Raw genomic sequence first — 22025 nt, 5'->3', positions numbered from 1 at the left:
GCGTACGTTCCGGCCTGTTGTCCGGGTTTTGCCCTCTCGAGAAGCGGGCCGTGGGTACAGTGCGGGAAGCCGGGGGTGGGGCGACTCCGGGTCGGGCCCGGGGAGTTCGAATCGGCGGCTCGGGTGGGGACGGTAGGGCGCGACGGTCCGGGGGGACTTTGTGAAGGTAGTGATCACCGGCGGTGCCGGTTTCATCGGCGCGAATCTGGCCGCCTCGTTGCAGGGCCACGACGTGGTGCGCGACGTGCATGTGGTGGACGATCTGTCCACGGGATCGCTCGCGAACCTCACCGGGTTGAAGGTGACGTTCCATCAGGGCTCGATCCTGGAACCGGAGTTGCTCGACCGTGCGTTCGAGGGTGCGGACGCGGTGGTGCACCTGGCCGCGTTGCCGTCGGTGCCCCGGTCGGTGGAGGCGCCGCTGGCCAGCCACCACGCCAACGCGACGGGCACTCTGGAGGTGTTGGAGGCGGCTCGACGGGCCGGGAACATCCATGTGGTGGCCGCGTCCTCGTCGTCGGTGTACGGCGCGAATCGCGAGTTGCCCAAGCGTGAGGACATGCGCACCGCGCCGCTGAGCCCGTACGCGGTGAGCAAGTTGGCCACCGAGGCGTATCTGATCGCGTACGGCAACTGCTACGGGCTGCCGGTGTTGCCGTTCCGGTTCTTCAACGTCTTCGGGCCCGGCCAGCCGGCCGATCACGCGTACGCCGCGGTGATTCCGCGCTTCGTGGACGCGGCGTTGGCGGGTCGGCCGCTGTCGGTGCAGGGTGACGGCGAGCAGACGCGCGACTTCACCAACATCGACAGTGTGTGCGCGGTGTTGACCGACGCGGTGTTGCGCCGGGTGGTCTCGGACATCCCGGTCAACCTGGCCTTCGGCTCCCGGACTTCGTTGAACGCGCTGATCGCCCTGCTGGCGGAGGTGCTGGGGCATGCGGTCGAGGTGGAGCACACCTCCCCCAGGCCCGGTGACGTGCGGGACTCCCAGGCGGACGGGTCGCGGCTGCGCGCGCTGTTCCCGGCGGCCGAGCCCGTCGAGTTGCGTGACGGGCTGGCCCGGACGGTCGAGTGGTTCCGGTCGCGGCTCGGCTGAGGCGCGGTCGGGCGGGTCAGTCGTCGGCGGGTGTGCGGAGGGGGCGGGCGGGTGCGCCCACCACGGTGGTGCGGGCGGGCACGTCGCGCGTGACCACGGCACCCGCGCCGACGAAGGCGTCCGGGCCGACGGTCAGGCCCTGGAGGACGACGGCGTTGCTGCCGACGGTGGCGCCCGCGCACAGGTGCACGTTGCCGGAGATGTTGGCGCCCGGATACACGGTGGCGCGCGCGTCGAGCACGGCGTCGTGGCCGATGGTGGCGTTGTAGTGGACCTGTGCGTGCGGGCCGAGGGTGACGCTGCTGGAGACGTACGCGTTGGCCTGGACGAGGCAGCCGGGCGCGAGCACGGTCTCCGGCGCGATCACCGCGCGCGGATGTACGAGGGTGGCCGGGCGCAGTCCCTGCCGCTCCAGCAGGAGGGCGAGCCGGGCCCGGGCGGCGGGGGCGGCGATGCCGACCAGATATTCGCCGCCGCCGGCCTCGTCGGGGCGCAACACCGGCAGTCCGCGGACCTGTTCGCCGGCGTGGGCGTCGTCGAGGAACGCGGTGACGGTGAGCGCGGCGGCGAGCGCGGTGTCGAGGGCTTCGCGGCCGACGCCGCCGGCTCCGCAGATGTAGAGCTGCATGGGGGACATCCTGGCACCGCCGGGCGGTCGGGGTGGGGCGCACACGAACGCGAGCGTGGGCACGAACGCGGTCGCGGGCGCGGCAGGGCCGGCCCGGATCGTCGAGTGGAAGCGAATGGTGCGGTGAGTGCTGACCGAGAAGGCGACCTTCGGGTGCGCGACAGGGCGCGATATCTGTCCCGACTGGATCCGCCGGGCGCCGCGCTGATCGCGGTGGCGGCGTTGTGGGCTCCGGTGGCGGCGGCGAACCGGGTGGGTGCGCCGGGAAGGTATCTGCTGGCGCTGGCGGTGGTGGCCGGGGCGTACGTGCTGGGGCGGTTGTGCGGCGGGCGGTTCGCGTTACCCGTGCCGGCGATGCTCGCCGGCGCGGTGACGGTGATGTTGGTGGTGTGGCCCGACGCGGTGAGTGGGGACGCGACGGCGCCGCCGTTGGATTATGGCAACGCCGACGGGGCGCTGGTGGCGCAGGGGGTCGGGGCGGCGTGTCTGGCCGCGCTGGCCGCCGGGTCGGGTCGGTGGCGGGCCGGACTCCTGGTGTTGGCCGGGGGGTTGGTGGTGGGTACGTTCGCGACGCGGTCGGTGGCCGCGGCGGCGGGTGCGCTGGCGGTGTTGTCGACCGCGCTGCTGGCGCCGCTGGTGCGGCGGCGGGGCACGGTCGTGGCGCTGTCGGCGCTGTGTGCGGCCGGGGTGGTGCTGGGCACCGTGGTCCTCGGGGCGCTGGGTACGCGGACGGAGGGCGTCGAGGGCGCCGCCCGGGCGGGGTTGACCGAGCGTCGGGTGCAACTGTGGGGCGACGGCGTACATCTGACGAAGCGTTTCCCGGTGCGCGGGACCGGTCCCGGCACGTTCGTGGAGAACAGTCCGACCGCGCGTTCGGACGCGGATGTGCACTCGGCGCATTCGATGTGGCTGCGGCAGAGCGCCGAGCAGGGCGTCCCCGGGGCGCTGTGTCTGGTCGCCGTGGTGGGATGGGTGTACGTGCGGTTGTGGCGCTCGGCGCGGTCGCCGGCGGTGGTGGCGGTGGGGTCGGTGACCTTCACGGCGTTCGTGGTGCAGGCGTCGATGGACTATGTGGCCGAATTTCCGGTGGTGTTGGCGGTGGCCGGGGCGCTGGTGGGGGTGGCGACGGCGGGGCCGGACGCGCGGGCGCGGGCGGTCGCGGCGGTGGGGGTTTCGTAGCCCGGGCGGGGTCTTTCCCGGCGTGATCGGGTGAACGAGGCGGCCGGTGGTCGGAGTTGACGGCAGGATCCGGGGTCGCGGTTTGTCCGGATCAGCGACTTTGAGGGCTTTGATCGCTTTGGCTGCTTCGCCCGATCTATGCTCGGGAAACCTCAGATGAAGCTCAGATCCGTCACGTCGAGGCGGGTCCCCGTCTATTTTGTGGAATCGCCGCACCACGGGCGCACCTATTTCCCAGGCAAGGGGAATGTCACGTCGATTCGCAGGTTTGTCGATCTGCGTGCAGGATTGCCGGAATCCCGTTTCGAGTTCGTTGCGGGATTTTCCAGAGAATGAGAACAGGCGGGACGGACGGTCCGGGGGGCCGTCTGCCGTTCGGGTGGGTACGAGCCCCGGCATCCCGTTGTACGTGCAGGTCACTGCCCTGTCGTCAGGCGGGCGTGGGACCGGCCGGCCGCCGGGCCGGTGCGGTGAACCGACGTCTCGCCATGCCCCCGAAACGGTGTCGGATGGTTCCGAAAAGCCCAACTCGAAATTCTGCGCCGGCTCTTTCGAATACGCTGCGCGACTGCTTCAATGCCCACTGATCTCCGGGTGACCCCGGTATCACCTGTTCAGTGGGAGGGCACGATCAGCAGCACGACGGCCGCCAATCCTTTCGGCGCGGACTTCTGGAGCGGCAACCGGGGCGTGGGCTGGCTCGCCCTGCTCGAACTCGTGATCCTCGTCGCGGTGTTGCTGCGGGTGTTGTCCCGACGGGCGGGTCCGCGCGGCCTGTTCCGCGGGTTCGGGCATCAGGTGGCCGCGACGGGGCGGGCGTTCGCCGCGCCGTTCGTCGCCTGGCGGCGGGATCGCCGCGGGGTCGCGGTGCTGGCCCGGCATCTGGGTGCGCCGGAGACTTTCGAACACGCCGCGCGGGCGCTGGGCGCGGCCCGGGCGGCGGGGGCGCGGCCGTGCGCGGTGGTGCTGACGGGCGAGCGCGTGGCGGTACGGCTCGCGGCGGTCCGGGCGCCGGAGGCCGCGGAGCCCTGGGCGGTGGACCCGGACGACGCGCTGGTGTGGACGGCCGCGGTGGCCGATCTGGGTGTGCCCGAGCCGACGGAGGCCGTGCCGCTGCCGATCGTGGTCGGGTTGATCGGGGCCGATGTGGTCCTGCTGGATGTTGCGGCGGTGGGGCCGGTGCTCACCGTGACCGGGGACCGGGCGGGCACGGATCTGGGTCATGCGTTGACCGCGCAGCTGGTTCGGCGGTTGCCCTCGGGTGTGGTGGGCGTGGCTCACGGTGTGCATCCGGGGTTCCCCGGGCGGTCGACGGCCGAACTGGCCGCCGATCCGGCGGTACGCGTCCTGGTGTGCGCCGAGCCCGCTCCGGAGGCGGCGGGTGAACCGGCGGCGTTCGCGGCGCGGCCGGGGCGCACGGTGCTCGTCCTCGGGGAAGTGCGGGGGCGGCGGCTGAGCCTGCGTCCGGACACCTTCGGGGTGTTGCCCGCCGCGGACGGCCTGGGCCCGGTCGAAACGGCCGGCCTGGCGCGTGCGGTGGCCCGCGTGATCCGGTCGGGGCGCCCGGCGGGGCCGATGGTGAACCCGCCGAGCACGACGCCGCCGGCGGCGGACACGGGCCGGCCGGTGCCGGGGGTCGTGGGCGGAACGGATTTGGGGCGGGCGGGAGTTGCGGACGCCGCGCCCGTGCGGGTAGGCGCGGGAGCTTCGTCCCGAAACGGCACGGATGTCGGCGGCGCACTGGATCGGGCGGACGGCGTGATCGCGCCCATCGGTGGACAGGGCGCGGCCGGCTTGGGAGGCGGTACCGCCGGCGGGCGCCGTGGATCCGCCGGGCCTGGGTCCGACTCGGCGGGCGGCGTGGGCGGCGGGCGGGTGAGTACGCGGGCCTCCTCGGGCGGTGCCGCCACGGCTGCCGCGTCCGCGTCGGGTCTTGCGGGTACCGGTGCGTCGACGAGCGCTTCGGCCTCGGCTGCCGCGTCCGCGTCGGGCCCTGCGGGTCCCGCGGGTGCCGGCGCGTCGACAGGCGCTTCGGCGCACGCGACCGCCGCCGCGGATGCGGGGGTTCCGGGGCGGGCTCGATCGCGCGTGTCGCCGTCGACCGCCGGTCAGCGGCGATCCGACGTCGATCTCCGCTCCGAAGGCGGGGCGGCGTCGGCCTCCCCCGCACCCGAAGCGACCCACCGTCCGACTCCGGCGGGCCCGCAGCGTCCCACGACCGCAACTCCCACGGCATCCGCGAACACGGGATCGCCGACCACGCCACCGACCCCCGGAAGGCCACCGGCCGCAACCACCACCGGCCGCCGACCTCCGGCCTTCGCCTCGGCCCGCCGACCCCACCGACCCACCGACCCACCCGCAGCCCCTTCGGCAACCGCCGGCTCCGAGCCCCCCGCCGGGCCCTCGGCAACCAGCACATCCCAGCCGCCCGCAGCGTCCACACCAACCGGCGCATTCCAGCCCCCCGCTGCGCCTACGGCAACCGGCGCGTACCAACCGACCGTTGAGCCTGCGGCAGCCACCACACCCGAGCGACCGGCCACGCCGACGGCGACCGCCGCATCCCAGCCGCCCGTTGGGCCCTCGGCGACCACCGGGTCCGAGCCATCCGCCCAGCCGACGGCAACCGCCGGATCCCAACCGCCCGTAGCGCCCATACCAACCGGCGCCTCCCAACCGCCCGTTGTGCCCATGCCAACCACCACCTCCGAGCCCCCCGTCGCGTCCGACGTGCTCGGGGTGGGTGAGTCCGCCGCCCCGACCATCGACCCCGCCCGGCCGTGACCGTCGTCCGTGTGCTTTTGGAGGCGATCCCATGCGATTGACCATCACCGTGTCCGAGCCCGCGCGGGGGCGGCGGGAGTCGATCCTGGTCGACGCGCCGGCCGAGAGCACCGTTCGGGATCTGCTCGAACACCTCGCCGACACGCATGACCTGGGCGCGCCCGGGTTGCCCTGTCGGCTCGGGGACACCGTGCTCGACCCCGACGACGCCCTTTCGGCCTGCGGCATTCGCGAGGGCGGCGAACTCACTCTCGGGGCGGCCCCCGTCGAGCCGCCCCCGTGCCCCGATCCGCCGCTCGTCGAGGTGCACCTCGCGGCGGGGCCCGGGGCCGGGCGGATCTGGCCGCTGCCGATGGGTACGTACGACATCGGCTCGGCCCCGGAATGCGCGATCCGGATCGACGAACCCGGCGTACCGACGCACGGGATCCGGGTCACGGTCGGCCCGAACGGCAAGGTGCGGGTCGCCGCGCCCGCCGGGAGCGAGATCCGGCTCGGGCGGGTGTACCGGACCAAGGAGGACACGCCCGAGCGGCCGGTCGATCCCAAGGACAAGGAGTTCGCCGACGAGCCGCCGCCGGACCCGGAGGCGCCGATCGTCGACGAGGTCGCCTGGGACCTCGGCGTGGGCCTGACCGTGGGCCCGGTACTGCTGCGCCCCGCCGCGCCGTTCGACGCGGGCGCGGACATCGTGCCCTCTGCCGACGGCGCGGGCCTCGACTTCAACCGGCCGCCGAGGATCGTGGAGCCGGTCCAGGGCGGCCGGTTCCGGATCCCGACCCGGCCGCGCGGCTCGTTCCGGCAGCCGTTCCCGATGCTGGTCACGCTCGCGCCGATGTTGCTCGGGCTGGTCATGGTGAAGGTCTTCCACTCCTACTTCTTCCTGATCTTCGCGATCTTCAGCCCGATCATGGCGCTGGCCAACTGGATCTCCTCGCGGCGCAGCGGGCGCAAGCAGTTCGTCAAGGACCTGGCCGCCTACCGGGTGCGCAAGGCGGAGGTGCTGGCCGAGGTGGCCGCCGGCACGGAGGTGGAACGCCAGGGACGCGTGGACGCGATCCCGGACCCGTCGACGACCGGCCTGTTCGCCACCGGCCCGGGGCAGCGGTTGTGGGAGCGGCGTCGGGTCGATCCGGACCATCTGGTGTTGCGCGTGGGCACTTCGGCGCACACCTCGCTGAACGAGGTCGAGGATCCCGATTCGCAGTCGTTGGAGCGGCGCGCGACGTGGACGGTGCCGGACGTGCCGACGGCGGTGGATCTGCCGCAGCAGGGTGTACTCGGCGTGGCCGGGCCCGGTGGGCCGGCGTTGCGGATGGCCGGGTGGCTGGTCGCGCAGGCGGCGATCCTGCACAGTCCCCGGGATGTGCAGGTGCGGTTGCTCACCGGGACGGCGGGGGCCGAGGAGTGGGGGTGGCTGGCCTGGTTGCCGCATGCGCGCGGCACGGTGCCCGGTGGGCCCGAGGTGTTGCTCGGCAGCGATCCGGAGACGATCGCGGCGCGGGTCGCGGAGTTGGTCCAGGTGGTACGGGCGCGCCGGGCCGCCGCCGAGACGTTGTTGCGCAACGCGGTGTTCGCCGAGCCGGACATCGTGCTGGTGGTGGACGGGGCCCGGCGGCTGAGGGAGATCCCGGGCATGACGCAGGTGTTGCAGGAGGGCCCGCAGGTGCGGGTGTTCTCGATCTGCGTGGACATCGAGGAGCGTTTTCTGCCGCAGGAGTGCACGGCGGTGATCGGCCTGGCCGACGCGGGGCAGGGGCGTGGTCCGGTCGCGACGTTGCGCCGGCACGGCACGCCGACGGTCGCCGATGTGCGGCCGGATCTGCCGACGCCGGCGTGGTGCGAGTCGATCGCGCGGGCGTTGGCACCGGTGCGCGACGTGACCTCGCCGGACGAGGGCGCGCTGCCGGATCGGGTGTTGCTGCCGGAGTTGTTGGCGCTGGATCCGCCGGACCCGGCGACGATCGGCGAGCGTTGGCGGCGGCGGCCCGCGTCCACGCGGGTCTTCCTGGGCGCGGGCTACGACGGCCCGGTCTCGTTCGACCTGGTCCTCGACGGTCCGCACGCGTTGATCGCGGGCACCACGGGATCGGGCAAGTCGGAGCTGTTGCAGTCGTTCGTGGCCGCGCTGGCGGCGGCGAACCGACCGGACGAGTTGACCTTCGTGCTGGTCGACTACAAGGGCGGCTCCGCGTTCAAGGACTGCGTCGAACTCCCGCACACGCTCGGCATGGTCACCGACCTCGACGCCCAGCTGGTGCATCGGGCGATGGCCTCCCTGGGCGCCGAACTCACGCGCCGTGAGCTGCTGTTGGCGATGGTGGGGGCGAAGGACCACGCGGAGTATCGGGGCAAGCGCATGCGGGACGCGGAGTTGCCCGCGCTGCCGCGACTGCTGTTGATCGTGGACGAGTTCGCCACGCTGGTACGCGAGGTGCCGGACTTCATCCCGGGTCTGGTCGGGATCGCCCAGCGCGGTCGTTCGCTGGGGATCCACATGGTGCTCGCCACGCAGCGTCCGGCCGGGGTGATCACGGCGGACATCCGGGCCAATACGAATCTGCGGATCGCGTTGCGGGTGACCGACGCCGGGGAGAGTTCGGACGTGATCGACACCAAGGACGCGGTGGCGATCTCCTCGTCCACGCCGGGTCGGGCGCTGGCCCGGACCTCGCATCACACGGTGATCCCGTTCCAGACGGCGTACGCGGGCACCGAACGGGTGGACGGCAAGGCCGATCCCGACGCGATCCGGGCGCTGCCCGCTCCGGTGGAGCCGGTACGCCCGCAGACCTCGGTGTTGTCCTGGAGCCGGCTGGGTCGACCGCGTCCGCCCGCCGTCGAGGTGGACGTCGAGCCACAACCACAGCCGGGGGACGCCGAACCGACCACCGATCTCAAGGAGTTGGTCACCGCGATCTCGGCGGCGGCCGCGGCCCTGCCGGACTTCGTCAAACCGCCGAGCCCGTGGCTGGACCCGCTGCCGCATCGGGTGCTGCCGGCGGATCTGCCGCCGGCCGCGCCCAGTGCCGAACGGCCGCCCGGCGCGCTGGAGCCGGTGGCGTGGGCGATGGAGGACGTACCGCATCTCCAGGCGCGCAAGCCGGTGTTGCTCGACCCGAGCACGTTCGGCCACCTGTTCGTGGTGGGCGCGCCGCGCACCGGGCGCAGCCAGTTGTTGCGCACGATGGCGGCGGCGCTGGCCCGGCGGCACTCGTGCGGTGTGGTGCACATCCAGGCGATCGACGCCGGTGGTGGGGCGTTGGCCGCGCTGGCCGATCTGCCGCACTGCGGGACGGTGGTGCCGCGCAACGACCTGAGCCGGATCGACCGGTTGATCTCTCGGCTCGGCGAGGAGTTGAGCAGCCGTCAGGAGCTGTTGTCCCGGCAGGCGTGCGCGAATCTGACCGAGTTGCGGGCGAGCGACGCGCGGGGGTGTCCGGCGCATGTGTTCCTGCTGATCGACGGGTGGGATCCGCTGGCGCCGACGTTGTACGAGTACGACGACGGCCGGGTGATGAACGAGGTGGTGCGGTTGTTGCGCGAGGGCGCGGCGGCGGGGATCCATCTGGTGATGACCTCGGAACGCACGTTGATCAACGGGCGGTTGTCCTCGGTCAACGACGACATGGTGCTGTTGCGGCTGGCCGATCGGGCCGAGTATTCGGGCGCGGGGGTGCCGCGGACCGCCATTCCGGGGTCGATGCCGCCGGGGCGCGTCCTGCTGTCGGGTTCGTGGACGGAGGCGCAGGTGTGTCTGCTCGGTCCGGGTGAGAGCGGGCGCGAGCAGGTCGAGGCGCTGCGCCGGATCGCGGCGGACGCGCGCGAGCGGGACGCGGGGGTGGATCCGGCGCGGCGGCCGTTCGTCCTGGCACCGCTGCCCACCTCGATCAGCTTCGCCGAGGCGTACGAGGCGGTGGCCGAGGAGCAGCGCCGCCCGCTGTGGGGGCTGTTGGGGATCGGCGGTGACGCGGTGGGCGCGGTCGGCGCGGATTTCGCCGACGCGCAGCATACGTTCGCCGTGGTCGGGCCGCCCGGCAGTGGGCGCAGCAACACGCTCGCGACGATGGCGGTGTCGCTCCTGGCGAGCGGGACCCGGGTGGTGGCGATCACGCCGCGGGATTCGCCGCTGCGTCTGTTGCGGGCGCATCCGCTGGTGACGCTGGTGGAGGGGGCCGACTCGGACGGGTCGCGGACCTCGGCGGCGGTGGCGGAACTGGAGGGGCCTGCGGTGGTGTTGATCGACGACGCGGATCTTTTGTCGGAGATGGGGTCGATGGTCGGGTACGCGCTGCGCGATGTGATCGGTTCGGGCCGCGACCGGGGCATCGGGTTGGCGTACGCGGCGACGGCCGAGACGTTGTTGCAGTCGCTCAGCGGGTGGTTGGGCGATGTCCGGCGCAACCGGCAGGGCATCCTGCTGTCGCCGCAACTCGGTGGGGAGGGTGATCTGATCGGTGCCCGGTTGCCCACCGAGCGGGTTCGGCAGCCGCTGCGGATCGGCCATGCCTGGATCCGGGACCGGAAGGGTTTCCTGGCTCCGGTGCTGGTGCCGGAGACACAACTGCGCCCCGCCGCCGAATGACGGCGGGGGGCGCGGGAGGGCGGCGGCGCGGTTCCCGGTGGTCGATCCACGCGGGAACCGCGGGCCGGGTCAGGTGGTGTGCGCGGGCGGCGGCTTGACGTCCTCGCCGTCGAGGCTGCGCAAATTGCTCACCACGACCTGGAAGGTGTCGCTGAACTGCTTGATCGAAACCATTGCCTTGTCGAGTGAAGTGGTCAACTCGTCATAGGACTGGGTCATCTGCGGGCTGGTCTTCCGCAGATAAAGGCCACCGTCGGGGTTCAGCAATGCCGTCACGACGCCCCGCAGACTCTGCAATGCGTCCTGTGTGCTCTTCGCACTGGTCACCATGTCGGTGGCGACGTGTTCGACCTCGGCGATATTGACATCGACATCCGTGCCGGTGGGAGTGGTCATGCCCATCCTTTTCGTGGTGCGGGAGCAGGGGTGGTGGATTCGGTCAGCCGGACTTCTGCAGCGCCGCCTTCATCGACGAGTCGAGCTTCTGCGCCGCCTCGACAATCTTGTCGAATTGCTGGGAGAAGGTGATGATGTTGAGGATTGCCTTTTCCAGATCCGCGCTCAGCGTCTTGTATTTGGTGTTCAGTTCGTCGCTGCTGAGCTTGAGCCACAGACCGGATCCGGGCTTCAGCAGCGCGTCCACCTTTCCCTGGAGTCGGCGAATCTCCAGGACCGCCGCGTCGGACACCTTCTTCATTTCCAGCTGGGCGGTGTGCACCTGGTCGTAGGTAATCTTGAAATCGCTCGCCATGGAGAATCCTCACTGCGCGGTGATGATGTTTCGAAACCTGTGTCGGGCTACCTCGGGTCCCGGCCGTGGCCACCGATCGGCGGTCGGTACGGGGGCTCCTTGACGACCTTGGTCCACGGGGACTCGGGGTCCTTGATGTTCGGGTTGGTATAGACCGTGGTGCCGTCTTTGTCGGTGATCGTCTTGGTGCCCCGGCCGGCCCCGTCCACCTCGACCTTCTCGGTGCTCACCGAGCCGTCCCGACCTGTGGTGACGGTGTTGTAGGCACCGTTGTCGCCGTAGGTGGTGTGCTCGGTGTAGGTGGTGCCGTGATCGGTGATGGTCACGGTCTGCTCGGTCACGTTGTAGTTGCCGTCGACCTTGACCGTGACGTCGGTGGTGACGCCGTTCTTGTCGGTGTTCGTGTAGTGCAGGGGTGGTTGGTCGCTCGGTTTCTCCGGCGCCGTCTCACCCTCCTTCGGCTTTCCGTCCGGGTGGGTCTTGAGCCATTCGTCCCAGGTTTTCTTCTGCTGGATCCAGCGGTCCAGCGGATTACGCCCCGGCGTTGCCGCGAATTGTGCCGCGACGCCGTCGTCCCACGCTTCCGCGCCGTCCGCGACATAACCGAGGAGTTTCGACAGCGCACCCAATCCGTCGACCGCCTTGCCCATGGGTGCGGACCACGCGGTATAGAAGGAACCGAGCGGCGCGGCCACGCCGCCGATGTCCGCGGCCGGGATAGTACCGTATTGGCCGGGCACCTGGCTGCCATAGGTACGGAACTTCGCCGCGTCCTCCTTGAACGTATTGGCGAGCAGCGTCAGCGCGCTCGCCATTTTGCGAAGCTCGGTGTAATCGAGGGAAATATCGGGCAAAGCGAACTCCATTCGACAGATCGGCGTCGGGTCCGGTCCCGCACCGCGTCCGAACACTGGCGCCGTGTCTCATCATCGGCCAAGATTGCCGGAGAATAAAGAGCCGCAGCGTCCCGTCCCGATATCGCCGACGCGCTGCACCGCCGTCACGAGAGCATCGACATCCGACGCGATCGAACTTCCGCCCGGAGGGCCCATGCCACGCAATGTCGATACCACGACGTTGAAAAAGCTGGGGTACACGGTCGATCAGACGCCGGGTGATCCCGACTCGATCCGGGACGCCTCGCTGTATCTGGCCGCGTTGGCCAAGAAGGCCTCCGACGCCTCGCTCAAACTCGCCGGGCTGATCCAGGACGACGCGAACGCGCCGCTGATGGGCGAGGCCGCCACCGAGTTGCGCGGGCACGTCAAGGACCAGTTGAAGCTGTTCGTGGACAGGCTGGCCCAGGCCACCCAGATCGCGAGCACCGCGCTGTCCACCTACGGGACGGAACTGCTCGCGGCCCAGCAGAAGGGCCAGGAGGCGCTGAACGCGGCGGCCCCGCTGCCGGAGGGCGACCCGGGCCTGGCGGCGGCGAAGTCGACCATGGCCACGGCCCGGACGATGTACCTGGAGGCGGTGGAGAAGGCCCGCAAGGCGCTGGCTCCCGCGACCGCGCTCAAGACCAGCCCGAAGACGGTGGCCGAGGAGTTCTGGGACTTCTTCAAGATCTTCACCATCGTGCTGACCGTGCTCGGTGTGCTCTTCGGCGGGCCGCTGGGACTGCTCGCCTTCGGCGCCAACCTGATCGTGCTGGGCAAGACCATCGCGGACTTCGCCAACGGCAAGGCCACCGGGCTCGAACTGTTCCTGAACATCCTGGGCGTGCTGTTCCCCTCCACCAAGGCCCTGCTGCCGGCGCTGCTCAGCGGCCTGAAGAACCTCCTGGTGGGTCTGGGCAAGGGCGCGGTCAACCTGTTCAAGGGCGCCGGCAACCTGCTGTCGCTGCTGAGCACCGGCCTCAAGGGATTCAACCTGTCCGGCTGGCGGTTCGCGCTCGCCTACGCGGGTCTGCTCACCGGCGCGCTCGCGTTCAAGGGCGGGGTGCTGGTCGGCAAGTTGCTGGTGTTGCCGTTCAAGGCGATCGTGTGGGTGGGCAAGACCGCATGGGCGGTGGGCAAGAAGGGTTTCGCGGAGCTCAAGGGCTGGGGTTCGCTCGGCATCCTGCTGCCGGTGGCCGGCGACGAGATCGCCAAGCTGGGGCTGGCGCGGGCGCTGAAGATCGGCTTCTGGGAGCGCGGAGTCCTGGGCAGCCAGAAGGACTTCATCCGGGCCGGGCTGGCCGTGCCGCCGGCCGCGGCCGGGACCGCGGGCAAGATCGGCGGGCACACCCTGGACAAGCTGCCGATGCCGCCGGGGCTCGGCGCGGGCCGGGACCTGTCCCCGTTCACCGGCTTCGGACTGCACGACATGCCCAGGCTCGGCAGCTCGTTCGACACCGCCGTGTTCGTGCCGGCCGCGAGCGGGCTGTACACCGCGCACCACGGGCTCGGCGTGTACAGCTTCGGGAACACCCTGCTCGGACACGAGGGCCTGCAGACGCTCGGCACCACGATCGGGCACGGCGTCACGCCGCAACTCCAGTGGAACTCGCTGCACGACGTGCTGAACCAGGCCGTGGGCGGGACGTCCGCGCTGCACGGCCTGGACGTGGGCGCCCTGTCGCCGCACACGCTCGGCGGCGCGGTGGAGAGCACCCAGTCGTTCGCGAAGAGCGCGATCGGTGTCGGCGAGGAGGTGCGGATGACGCCGCTGCCGGAGATCCGCCGGCTGACCCACGGCGACACCACGCTGACCACGTCCGGCATGGACCGGTTCGTGGCGACGCACACCGACGCGCTCACGAACAAGGTCACGGTCGCGAACGCGGTGCCGGCGCGGACCCTGCCGAACGCGGTACACGCGCCGGGCACGCCGACGTCGGTGCACGCGCCGAACTCCGTGCAGGCGCCGGGTTCGGTACACGCGTCGAACGCGGGGGCCGGAGTCGGCGCGGGTGCGGGTGCGGTCAAGGTCGACGTCTTCGACCTGCTCGCGCCGGGCGCGGGCAAGGGCGGCTCGACCCCGCCACCGCCCCCTTCCGTACCGCCGGCCACGCCGATCGGGCCGGGTGTGTCCGCTCTGCACCAGGACAACGCGCTCAACCTGCTCGCCGGCGGATCCCGCACCGGGGATCAACTCCCGGCCGCATCCGCCCGGTTCACCCCGGTCGATCTCGCCGGCGGCAACTCCGCCGGCGCCCTGCGGCCGGACCTGGCGGGCGGGCAGAAGGCGATCGACACGGTGTCGGCCCTGGTCGGCGAGAAGATCCCGATGCGGGCCGACCCGCCGCCGGTCGGCCACACTCCCCCGCCGCCGGCCACACCGACCACCCCTCCTCCGCCGCCCGTCGTGCTCGGCCGCGAACCGCTGCCGCCGAACGCGCTGGCGAACTTCGGCGCGGAGCAGCGCACGGTCGTCACCAAGGCCCTGGACGACGTGGCGACCGGACCGGGACCGGGCGGCAAGTCCACGCAGGGGTTGCCCGGTTCGCGGTTCGAGGCATGGCACGACTACTCCCGGGCCAAGCAGGCGTTCGACCGGGCCGCGACCACCGAGCAGGGGCTGCGGACCCGACTGCTCACCGGCGACACCAGTTCCGGCACGGTGCGGGCCCAACTGATGGTCGCCACCGCGGAGCGGGCCAACGCCCGTCTGGCCCTGGAGGACGCCACCACGGCGTTGAAGGCGTGGGGCGTGGATCCTCTGCACGCGGCCCCCGCCGTCGCCGAGGCGATGTCGAAACTGCGCGGGTTGCCCGGTGGGATGCCGCCGGTGGAGTACGCGCTCGACGCGCGGATACGGGTGCCCGATTCGTGGCCGCAGGGCGGCGGCGCCGTCGGACACAACGATTCCGTCGTGCACATGTTCCGCACCGGCGACACGATCGACCACTTCGAGGTGCTGGGTCCGATGGGCCCGGGTGGGACACGGCCGCTGCTGCACGACGGCCATCTCCTGCCCGACGGCACCTACCAGGTGTTCCACGGGAGGTTCGGGGCCGACAGCCCCTTCGAGATCTGGGCGGACACCGGCGGCACGCGCCTGGCCACCGGCGAGCTTCGCGGCGGAGGACCCAATTTCACGGTCACCACGGATCACGGCGACTTCCGAATCTGGGGGCCTCGCGGCGCCGACGGTGCCCATCCGCTGCTCGCCGACGCGCGGCGTCTGCACGACGGGACCTTCCGGGTCACCGACGGCGCGCCGGGCGACCGCAACGGCTTCGAGATCTGGGCGCACGCGGACGAGCAGGTGCTCAGGACCGCGTACCCGGGACCGGACGGCACGTTCCACGTCCACGAGGGCCCTCGCGGCAGCAGCGACGACTTCGCCATCTGGGGACCCCGCGACCCGAACACCGGCCTCCATCCGGTCCTGGGCGAGGCGCACCGCCTGCCGGACGGCACCTGGCGGGTCGAGAACCTGGCGAAGCGCCCGGCAGGCGACTTCCGGATCCTGGGACCGCGCGGCGCCGACGGCGCCCACCCGGTCCTACGCGACGTGCACGTGCCGGGCAACGGCACGCACCACGTCTACGACGGGCCCCTGACCGACCCCGGACGCAACTTCGAGATCCGCTCCGCCGCCGACGACACACTGCTGGGCCATGCCGAATTCCACTCCGGCACCGACGACTTCCACGTCACCAACACCGGCGACGACCACTTCCAGACCTGGGGACCCCGAGACCCCGAAACCGGCGCCCACCCCCTCCTCCGGGACGCCCGCGCCCAACCCGACGGCACGTACCACGTCCACGCCGGCCCCCACTCCACCCCCGGACAGAGCTTCGAGATCTGGTCCGACACCAACGGCACCATCCTCAAGCACGCCCGATACCGCGCGGCCACCGACGACTTCCACGTCACCAACGTCGGCGACGAGCACTTCCAGACCTGGGGACCGCGCCACCCCGACACCGGCGTACACCCGGTGCGCGAGGACGGGTACGCGCTCGGTGGGGATCGTTTCCAGGTGTTCGAGGGGCCGCGCGGGAGCGCCGAGCGGTTCCGGATCCATGGGCCGGCCGGCGCGAACGGTGTCCGGCCGCCGGCCACGCAGCACGGGTACGTGCTGGGCGACGGCACCTGGCAGGTGTACGAAGGGGCCGCACACGGTCGGCTGGACGACTTCCGGGTCTGGGGCGCGGACAACGCCCCGCTCCGGACCGGGACCCGCATTCGGGCCACGGAGCGTTTCCGGGTCACCAACGACGGCGACGACCACTTCCAGATCTGGGGCCCGCGCGGCGCGGACGACGCGGCGCCCGAGGTGTTCGGGGACGCTCGCCGGCTGACCGACCGGCGATACCAGGTCTTCGAGGGCCCGCCCACGGCCGGAAACCGCAACTTCGAGGTATGGGCGAACGATTCCTTCCGGATCGACCAAAACGGCGCCGTCCACGGCGGGAAGGTCACGCACGTCGGGGAACGGGTCGGCGAGACCACCCACTTCCGGGTCACCGATCGGCTCCGCGACACCTGGGAGAAGTGGGACAGCGCCGACCTGGCGAACCATCGGCTGCTCGAATACCCGGTGAACGGCCCCATCCCCGGAGTCGTTCGGCGGATCGATCACACGAACGGCACCTGGCAGGACGTACGTCCCCCGAACGCCCCGCTCGGCCACGACCTCGGCTGGGAGCACATGCCCTTCCGCAAGGGCACCGTCGAGCAGTGGCCCGCCGGGCCGAACGGCGAGTACAAGGGCATTCGCACGCTCACCGACGGCAACGGCACCATCGTGCACACCCGCGACCCGTCGATCGTCGACGGCCACTGGATCGAGGCGATGCGCGACCACGCGGGCAAGTGGCGGTGGGTGGAGAAGACCGGCGAGGGTCGCACGATCGCCACCGGCCGGCGATACGTGCGCTGGGACACCACCGCGTACGACGTGATCGACGGCGTCTTCGACCTCAACGCCCGGCACCTGTTCGGCGGCAAGGTCCGGGACATCTTCCCGCAGCTCGACGGGGGCCGCTTCGTCGCCGAGAAGGGCGGCCTACGGGACTGGCGATGGCAAAAGTGGGACGCCGACGGCGCGCTTCAGGCCAAGGGACGGCTGGAATACCGGGTGGACCCGAACCTGGGCTTCCGGGCCCGGGTCACCGAAGTCCGGCTGCCCGACGGCAGGTTCCACCGGCTCGTCGAAGCCGACCGACCCCTCGTCGCCTTCGAGCGGTTCGCGCCCATGCGCGGCAGCATGAAGGGCGACAAGTTCTTCTCCGCGCCCGACAAGGCCCGCGGCACCCGGCAGTTCACGTTCGACGCGAACGCGCAACCGGCGGACCAGTTCAAGTACTCCATCGAGCGCAACTACGTGAACGAGGAGGCGGCGACCTTCTCGAAGTTCGGCGAGACCGAGCTGAAGGTCCGGCGGATCTGGCAACAACGCTTCAACACCCCGTTCTTCCCCGGGCACGTGGACTTCCCCGGCAACCCGGTCACCGGCGACAGTCGGCTGTACCGGTATTGGACCGTCTCGGACAAGAGCGGCGCGGAGACCACCGCCCGCACGCTGCGCGTGCAGCGTCTGGACGGCACCTGGCAGGACTTCACCGCGAACCGCGAGCTGGTGCGGGAAAGTCGGGTCCTGGCGGACGGGCGCAAGATCGAGTTCACTGCGGATGTCCCGGGGCGCAGCGGCACCTGGCGGGAGGTGGGCGGCACCGGCACCGGGCCGCGGGTCTTCGACGACAACCGGGGATGGATCGACTACGCCGACGAGGCCCGCACGATCGAGGTCCGCAAGACCATCGACGCCAAGGGCACGGTGCGCGAGTATCCGGGCACCGCGGGCGACGCGGGCGCCTGGGTGGATCGCAACCGCTTCGGCCAACTGGTCGCGCGCCGGGACGAGATCCCCGGCGGCTTCCTCGAGGCCCACATGCGCAAGGGACCGGACGGCGAGTTCACCTGGACCAAACAGGCCGGACCCGGCCACCCACCCTTCGAGGGGCCGACCACCGGTACCCGCACCACCAATCGCGCCGGCGCGCAGATGTGGAGTGAGGGATTCGACGACGCGTTCAAGGACTTCGCCCGGATCGACGGGCGGGACGTACTGGTCTACGAGCGCAAGTCGCTGGCCGACGGCCGCACCGCGATCATCGAGCGAGACGGCGCCGGCAACTACCGGACCACGGTCAAGGGCCGGGACGGCGCCGTCGAGGCGGCCCCCGGTGTCGGCGACGTGCGGCACGTGGACGCCGGCGCGAAGGGGTGGCGCGACGAGTTCACCGACGCCGACGGCAACGTGCACACCCTGCGCGAGGGGCGCGGCGACGCGATCCGCGAGTATCACGTCACCGACGGCGGGGCCGATCCGCGGCACTGGGACGACGTGCGCAACGGCACCAAGATCCGCTCGTACGAGCCGATCATGCACGGTGGGCAGCCGGTCGGCTACCTGGAGAAGGACATCGCCTACCTCCAGCAGCGCATCTACGACGTCGACGGCAGCCTCGTGGTCCACCAGGGCCTGTCCACCCGGATCTTCGAGAAGACGCAGGCCGCGGACCCGAGCCTGGTCAACCGGATCGAGTCCAAGCTGCATCCCGACAAGGCCCTGGCCAAGGGCGTCGACTCGCGGTTCAAACTGGTCGGGCGCGGGGTGGACCATCCCGGCGCGCTGAACGACTTCCGCGGCTACAACCGTGCCCTGGCGGATACCAACCGGCGGCACTGGGGGGCGTACGACCGGGTCACCGGCTCGACGGAGTGGACCTTCGAGCAGAAGGTGTGGACCAAGGTCGGCATGGAGTTCATGCAGGACTTCGGCTTCTCCGTGCTGGCCGGCATGATCACCGAGTGGATCAACGACGGAAACATCTCCGGTACCGACTGGGGGAAGATCTTCCTCAACTCGGCGGTCTCCGCGTCGTTCGCCGGTCTGATGGCCCGCTTCCACGAACTCAAGCTGAAGCCCGGGTCGTTCTCCCCCAAGCAGTTCAAGGACGGGCTCACCGCCAACGACTTCGGCAAGCCGTTCAACACGAACCCCTACTTCGGCGACAACTGGAAGACCGACTGGTCCAACTTCGACACCGCGTTGCGCTGGCGCTCGGGGATGTACAAGTACAGCCTGGGACTTGCGGTCAACCCGATCGTCGCGTTCGTCAACGGGTCCATCAACGCCGCGGTGTTCGGCGACAAGAACGGCGTCAAGCACTACGGCCTGGACGCGCTGAAGTTCGGCGGGGTCGCGGCGCTCGGCTCGCTGGCCGGTTCGGCGTTCGGGCCGGGGGCGTTCAAGTTCGCCTACGACGCCTATGCGGCGGGGCGGTTCTGGCGCAAGTCCGGGATCCTGGACCTCGGCATCAAGTTCGGTGAGAAGTTGATCGACGCCCAGCTCAACAAGCTCTTCCAGAAGGCGCTCGGGCTGAACGAGAAGTATCTCTACCCGCCCACGCCCGAGAACGGACAAAAGCCGTGAGTGTGTTCGGCAACCGCGGCAATCGCGGCCCCCGCGGCGACCGCCCCCAGCGTGGTGGGCGACCCGTCACCACCGGTCGCACCATCGCGGAACTCATCGGTGCCGCGCCCGACGGCGCCCGCGTCCTGGTCGCCCCCGGCGAGTACCGCGAGCATGTCGTGCTCGATCGCGGCGTGGTCCTGGTCGCCGAACAGGGGCCCGGCAGCGTGCGCCTGACGGGTGCTCACGATGTCGCGCTGACCGTCCGCGGCGGGGTCGGCGTCCGGGTCGAGGGGGTGGTCCTGATCGCTGCCGACGCCGCCGCCCCGGCCGTGCGGGTCACCGGCGGCGCCGAGGTCGCCTTCGACGACTGCCGCGTGCTGGGCGGCCGGGTGGAGATCGCCGACACCGCCCGGGTCCGGCTGAACGACTGCCGAATATCGGCCGCCGGGGTGGCCGGAGTGTCCGTGGCCGACGACGCGCGCCTGTCCATGACGGGGTGTCGGATCTGCGCGGTGGACGGCGCGGGTGTGCTCCTGACCGGGTCGGCCACGGTGACCCTGGCCGATTCGGTGGTCACCGAGGCCGGCGTCGGCCTGAACGTGCGGGACACCGCGAGCGTGCAGGTGCGCGGCTGCGCGTTCGTGCGCTGCACGCACAACGCCGTGCTGGTGGAGAACGAGGCGGCGGCCGGCCTGGACGCCTGCCGCTGCACCGACAGCGGCGAGGACGCCGTACTGGTGCGCTGCGTCGCGAAGTTGACCATGCGGGGCAGTGCGGTCGAGCGCGCCGGGGCCTCCGGGGTGGCCGCGATCGGGCAGGCCTCGGCGAACGTGCTGGACTGCCAGATCGTCGGTGCCGCGCTCAGCGGCGCGGTCGCCGACGAGGAGTCCCGCCTCGACCTGGTCGGCGGCCTGATCCGGGCCACCGGCGCCAACGGCGTCTTCGCCCGCGGGTCGGCCCGGGTCGGCCTGGACGGCGTCGTGATCGCCGACACCGCGTTCACCGCCGTACACCTGGACGAGCACGCGCACGGCGAACTGGCCGCCGTCGTGCTCGGCCCGACCCCCGAGCACGGCCTGTGCGTCGCGGGCGCGGCGGGCGTGACCGCGACCGGCCTGCTGGTGCGCGCCGCCGAGATGACCGGGATCCACCTCGGCGGCACCGGCACCGCCCGGCTGCACGCGTGCGCGGCGCACCGCTGCGGGATCGGGCTGCGCGTGGACGAGGGGATCGACGCGGAGGTCGAGGACGCCACGTTCGCCGCCACCGGGCGGGCCGGGATCGAGGTGGGACCGGACGCCCGGCCGACGCTGCGCCGGATCCGGGTCGCCCGCGCCGGCACCGCCGGGGTGGTCGTGCACGAACGCGCGGCGCCCGTCCTGGAGGACTGCGCGGTCACGGACAGCGCGGGTTCGGCGATGGTGGTGTGGACGGACGCGGCGCCCGTGGTCCGGGCCGGCGCGCTGACCGGCGCGGGCAAGAACGGGGTGTACCTCAAGGGCGGCGCCGGCGGCGAGTTCACCGACTGTGTGCTGGGCGGCTCGGCCTATCCGGCGGTCTACGTGGCCGCCGGCGCGGCGCCCGTGCTGCGCGCGTGCACGTTCCGCGACTGCCCGGGCGACGCGACCATCGAGGATCCGGAACAGACCTCGGCGGTGTTCGCGGACTGCGTGGCCCACGGGGTCGCCGAGGTCCTGGTGTCGGGCCGGGGCACAGCGCCGGCGGCGGGCCCGAACGGCCTCGCCGAGGGCTCCGACGCGGCGGACGACACGGACCGGGCGCCGGCGGATCTGGACACGCTGCTCGCCGAATTGCACGAATTGGTCGGGCTGGCCCGGGTCAAGCACGATGTGGCCACACTGGTGCAGTTGATGCAGCTGGTCCGCCGCCGCGAGGAGGCCGGGCTGACCCCGCCGCCGCTGAGTCGACACCTGGTGTTCGCCGGCAATCCGGGTACCGGCAAGACCACCGTGGCACGTTTGTACGGGCGGATCCTGGCCGCGCTCGGCATGCTCTCGCGCGGTCACCTGGTGGAGGCCGATCGCGGTGCGCTGGTCGGCGAGTACGTCGGGCACACCGCACCACGCACGACGGCGATCTTCCGCAAGGCGCTGGGCGGCGTGTTGTTCATCGACGAGGCGTACTCGTTGACGTCGGCGGGCGGCAGCGACTTCGGGCAGGAGGCGATCGCGACACTGGTCAAGCTGATGGAGGATCACCGCGACGACATCGTGGTGATCGTCGCCGGCTACCCGGACGAGATGCATCGTTTCATCGACTCCAATCCCGGACTGGACTCGCGGTTCAACCGCACCGTGGTGTTCGAGGACTACGCGTCGGCGGATCTGGTGCGCATCGTCGAACACCAGGCCGCGGCCTACGAGTACACCCTCGACGAACCGGCACGCGCGGGCCTGTTGGCCTACTTCGACTCGGTCCCGCGCGACCGGCGCTTCGGCAACGGGCGTTCCGCGCGGCAGGCCTTCCAGGAGATGACCGAGCGGCATGCCCGACGCATCTCCGCCATCGCCGAGGTGACCCCCGAGGATCTGGTCTCCCTGCGCGCACCCGACCTCCCCGATCTCGTTCCGACCGCCGGCGATCCCGCCCGGGCGGTCGAACCGACTCCGAAAGGCTGAAC

10 protein-coding genes are annotated in these 22025 nt (G+C 71.5%); 6 read left to right on the top strand and 4 right to left on the bottom strand.

Going from position 1 to position 22025, the window contains the following annotated elements:
* Positions 1-160: 160 nt before the first annotated feature.
* Positions 161-1096 (top strand): NAD-dependent epimerase/dehydratase family protein, encoded by a 936-nt coding sequence (locus tag ACH4XV_RS21305; RefSeq protein ID WP_395791974.1) that lies wholly within the window; start codon positions 161-163, stop codon positions 1094-1096.
* A 16-nt stretch (positions 1097-1112) separates the two neighbouring features.
* Here the strand turns inward: ACH4XV_RS21305 and ACH4XV_RS21300 are convergent, their stop codons facing one another.
* Positions 1113-1724 (bottom strand): NeuD/PglB/VioB family sugar acetyltransferase, encoded by a 612-nt coding sequence (locus tag ACH4XV_RS21300; RefSeq protein WP_395791972.1) that lies wholly within the window; start codon positions 1722-1724, stop codon positions 1113-1115.
* Positions 1725-1877: 153 nt separating this feature from the next.
* Here ACH4XV_RS21300 and ACH4XV_RS21295 point away from each other — a divergent pair, with 153 nt between their 5' ends.
* The 3 genes from ACH4XV_RS21295 (at position 1878) to ACH4XV_RS21285 (ending at position 10275) form a co-directional block, all read left to right on the top strand.
* Positions 1878-2903, top strand: a complete 1026-nt coding sequence (locus tag ACH4XV_RS21295) for an O-antigen ligase family protein (RefSeq protein WP_395791970.1) — start codon at positions 1878-1880, stop codon at positions 2901-2903.
* 576 nt (positions 2904-3479) lie between these two features.
* A complete protein-coding gene (locus ACH4XV_RS21290) occupies positions 3480-5690 on the top strand; it encodes a hypothetical protein (RefSeq protein WP_395791968.1) in 2211 nt (736 codons plus the stop codon).
* Positions 5691-5721: 31 nt separating this feature from the next.
* Complete coding sequence (locus tag ACH4XV_RS21285) at positions 5722-10275, top strand: FtsK/SpoIIIE domain-containing protein (RefSeq protein WP_395791966.1); 4554 nt, start codon at positions 5722-5724, stop codon at positions 10273-10275.
* A 69-nt stretch (positions 10276-10344) separates the two neighbouring features.
* Here ACH4XV_RS21285 and ACH4XV_RS21280 read toward each other — a convergent pair whose 3' ends face one another.
* From ACH4XV_RS21280 to ACH4XV_RS21270, 3 genes are read right to left on the bottom strand one after another with little or no spacing between them, the layout of a single operon-like run.
* On the bottom strand, positions 10345-10671 hold the full coding sequence (locus ACH4XV_RS21280) for a hypothetical protein (RefSeq protein ID WP_395791964.1): 327 nt from the start codon (positions 10669-10671) through the stop codon (positions 10345-10347).
* A 43-nt stretch (positions 10672-10714) separates the two neighbouring features.
* Complete coding sequence (locus ACH4XV_RS21275) at positions 10715-11026, bottom strand: hypothetical protein (RefSeq protein WP_078974492.1); 312 nt, start codon at positions 11024-11026, stop codon at positions 10715-10717.
* A gap of 47 nt (positions 11027-11073) precedes the next feature.
* Entirely contained in the window at positions 11074-11841 is a 768-nt protein-coding gene (locus ACH4XV_RS21270; RefSeq protein ID WP_395791962.1) for a hypothetical protein, read from the bottom strand.
* 235 nt (positions 11842-12076) lie between these two features.
* Here ACH4XV_RS21270 and ACH4XV_RS21265 point away from each other — a divergent pair, with 235 nt between their 5' ends.
* Together ACH4XV_RS21265 and ACH4XV_RS21260 are read left to right on the top strand one after the other, a co-directional pair.
* Positions 12077-19402 (top strand): hypothetical protein, encoded by a 7326-nt coding sequence (locus ACH4XV_RS21265; RefSeq protein ID WP_395791960.1) that lies wholly within the window; start codon positions 12077-12079, stop codon positions 19400-19402.
* Positions 19399-22023: a right-handed parallel beta-helix repeat-containing protein gene (locus ACH4XV_RS21260; protein ID WP_395791958.1), complete on the top strand. Its 2625-nt coding sequence runs from the start codon at positions 19399-19401 to the stop codon at positions 22021-22023. The genes ACH4XV_RS21265 and ACH4XV_RS21260 overlap by 4 nt, the downstream gene beginning before the upstream one ends.
* The last annotated feature ends 2 nt before the right edge of the window (positions 22024-22025 follow it).

This window comes from Embleya sp. NPDC020630 (assembly GCF_044334985.1).
Lineage (GTDB): Bacteria > Actinomycetota > Actinomycetes > Streptomycetales > Streptomycetaceae > Embleya.
This window is presented reverse-complemented; position numbering and strand designations above follow the sequence as displayed.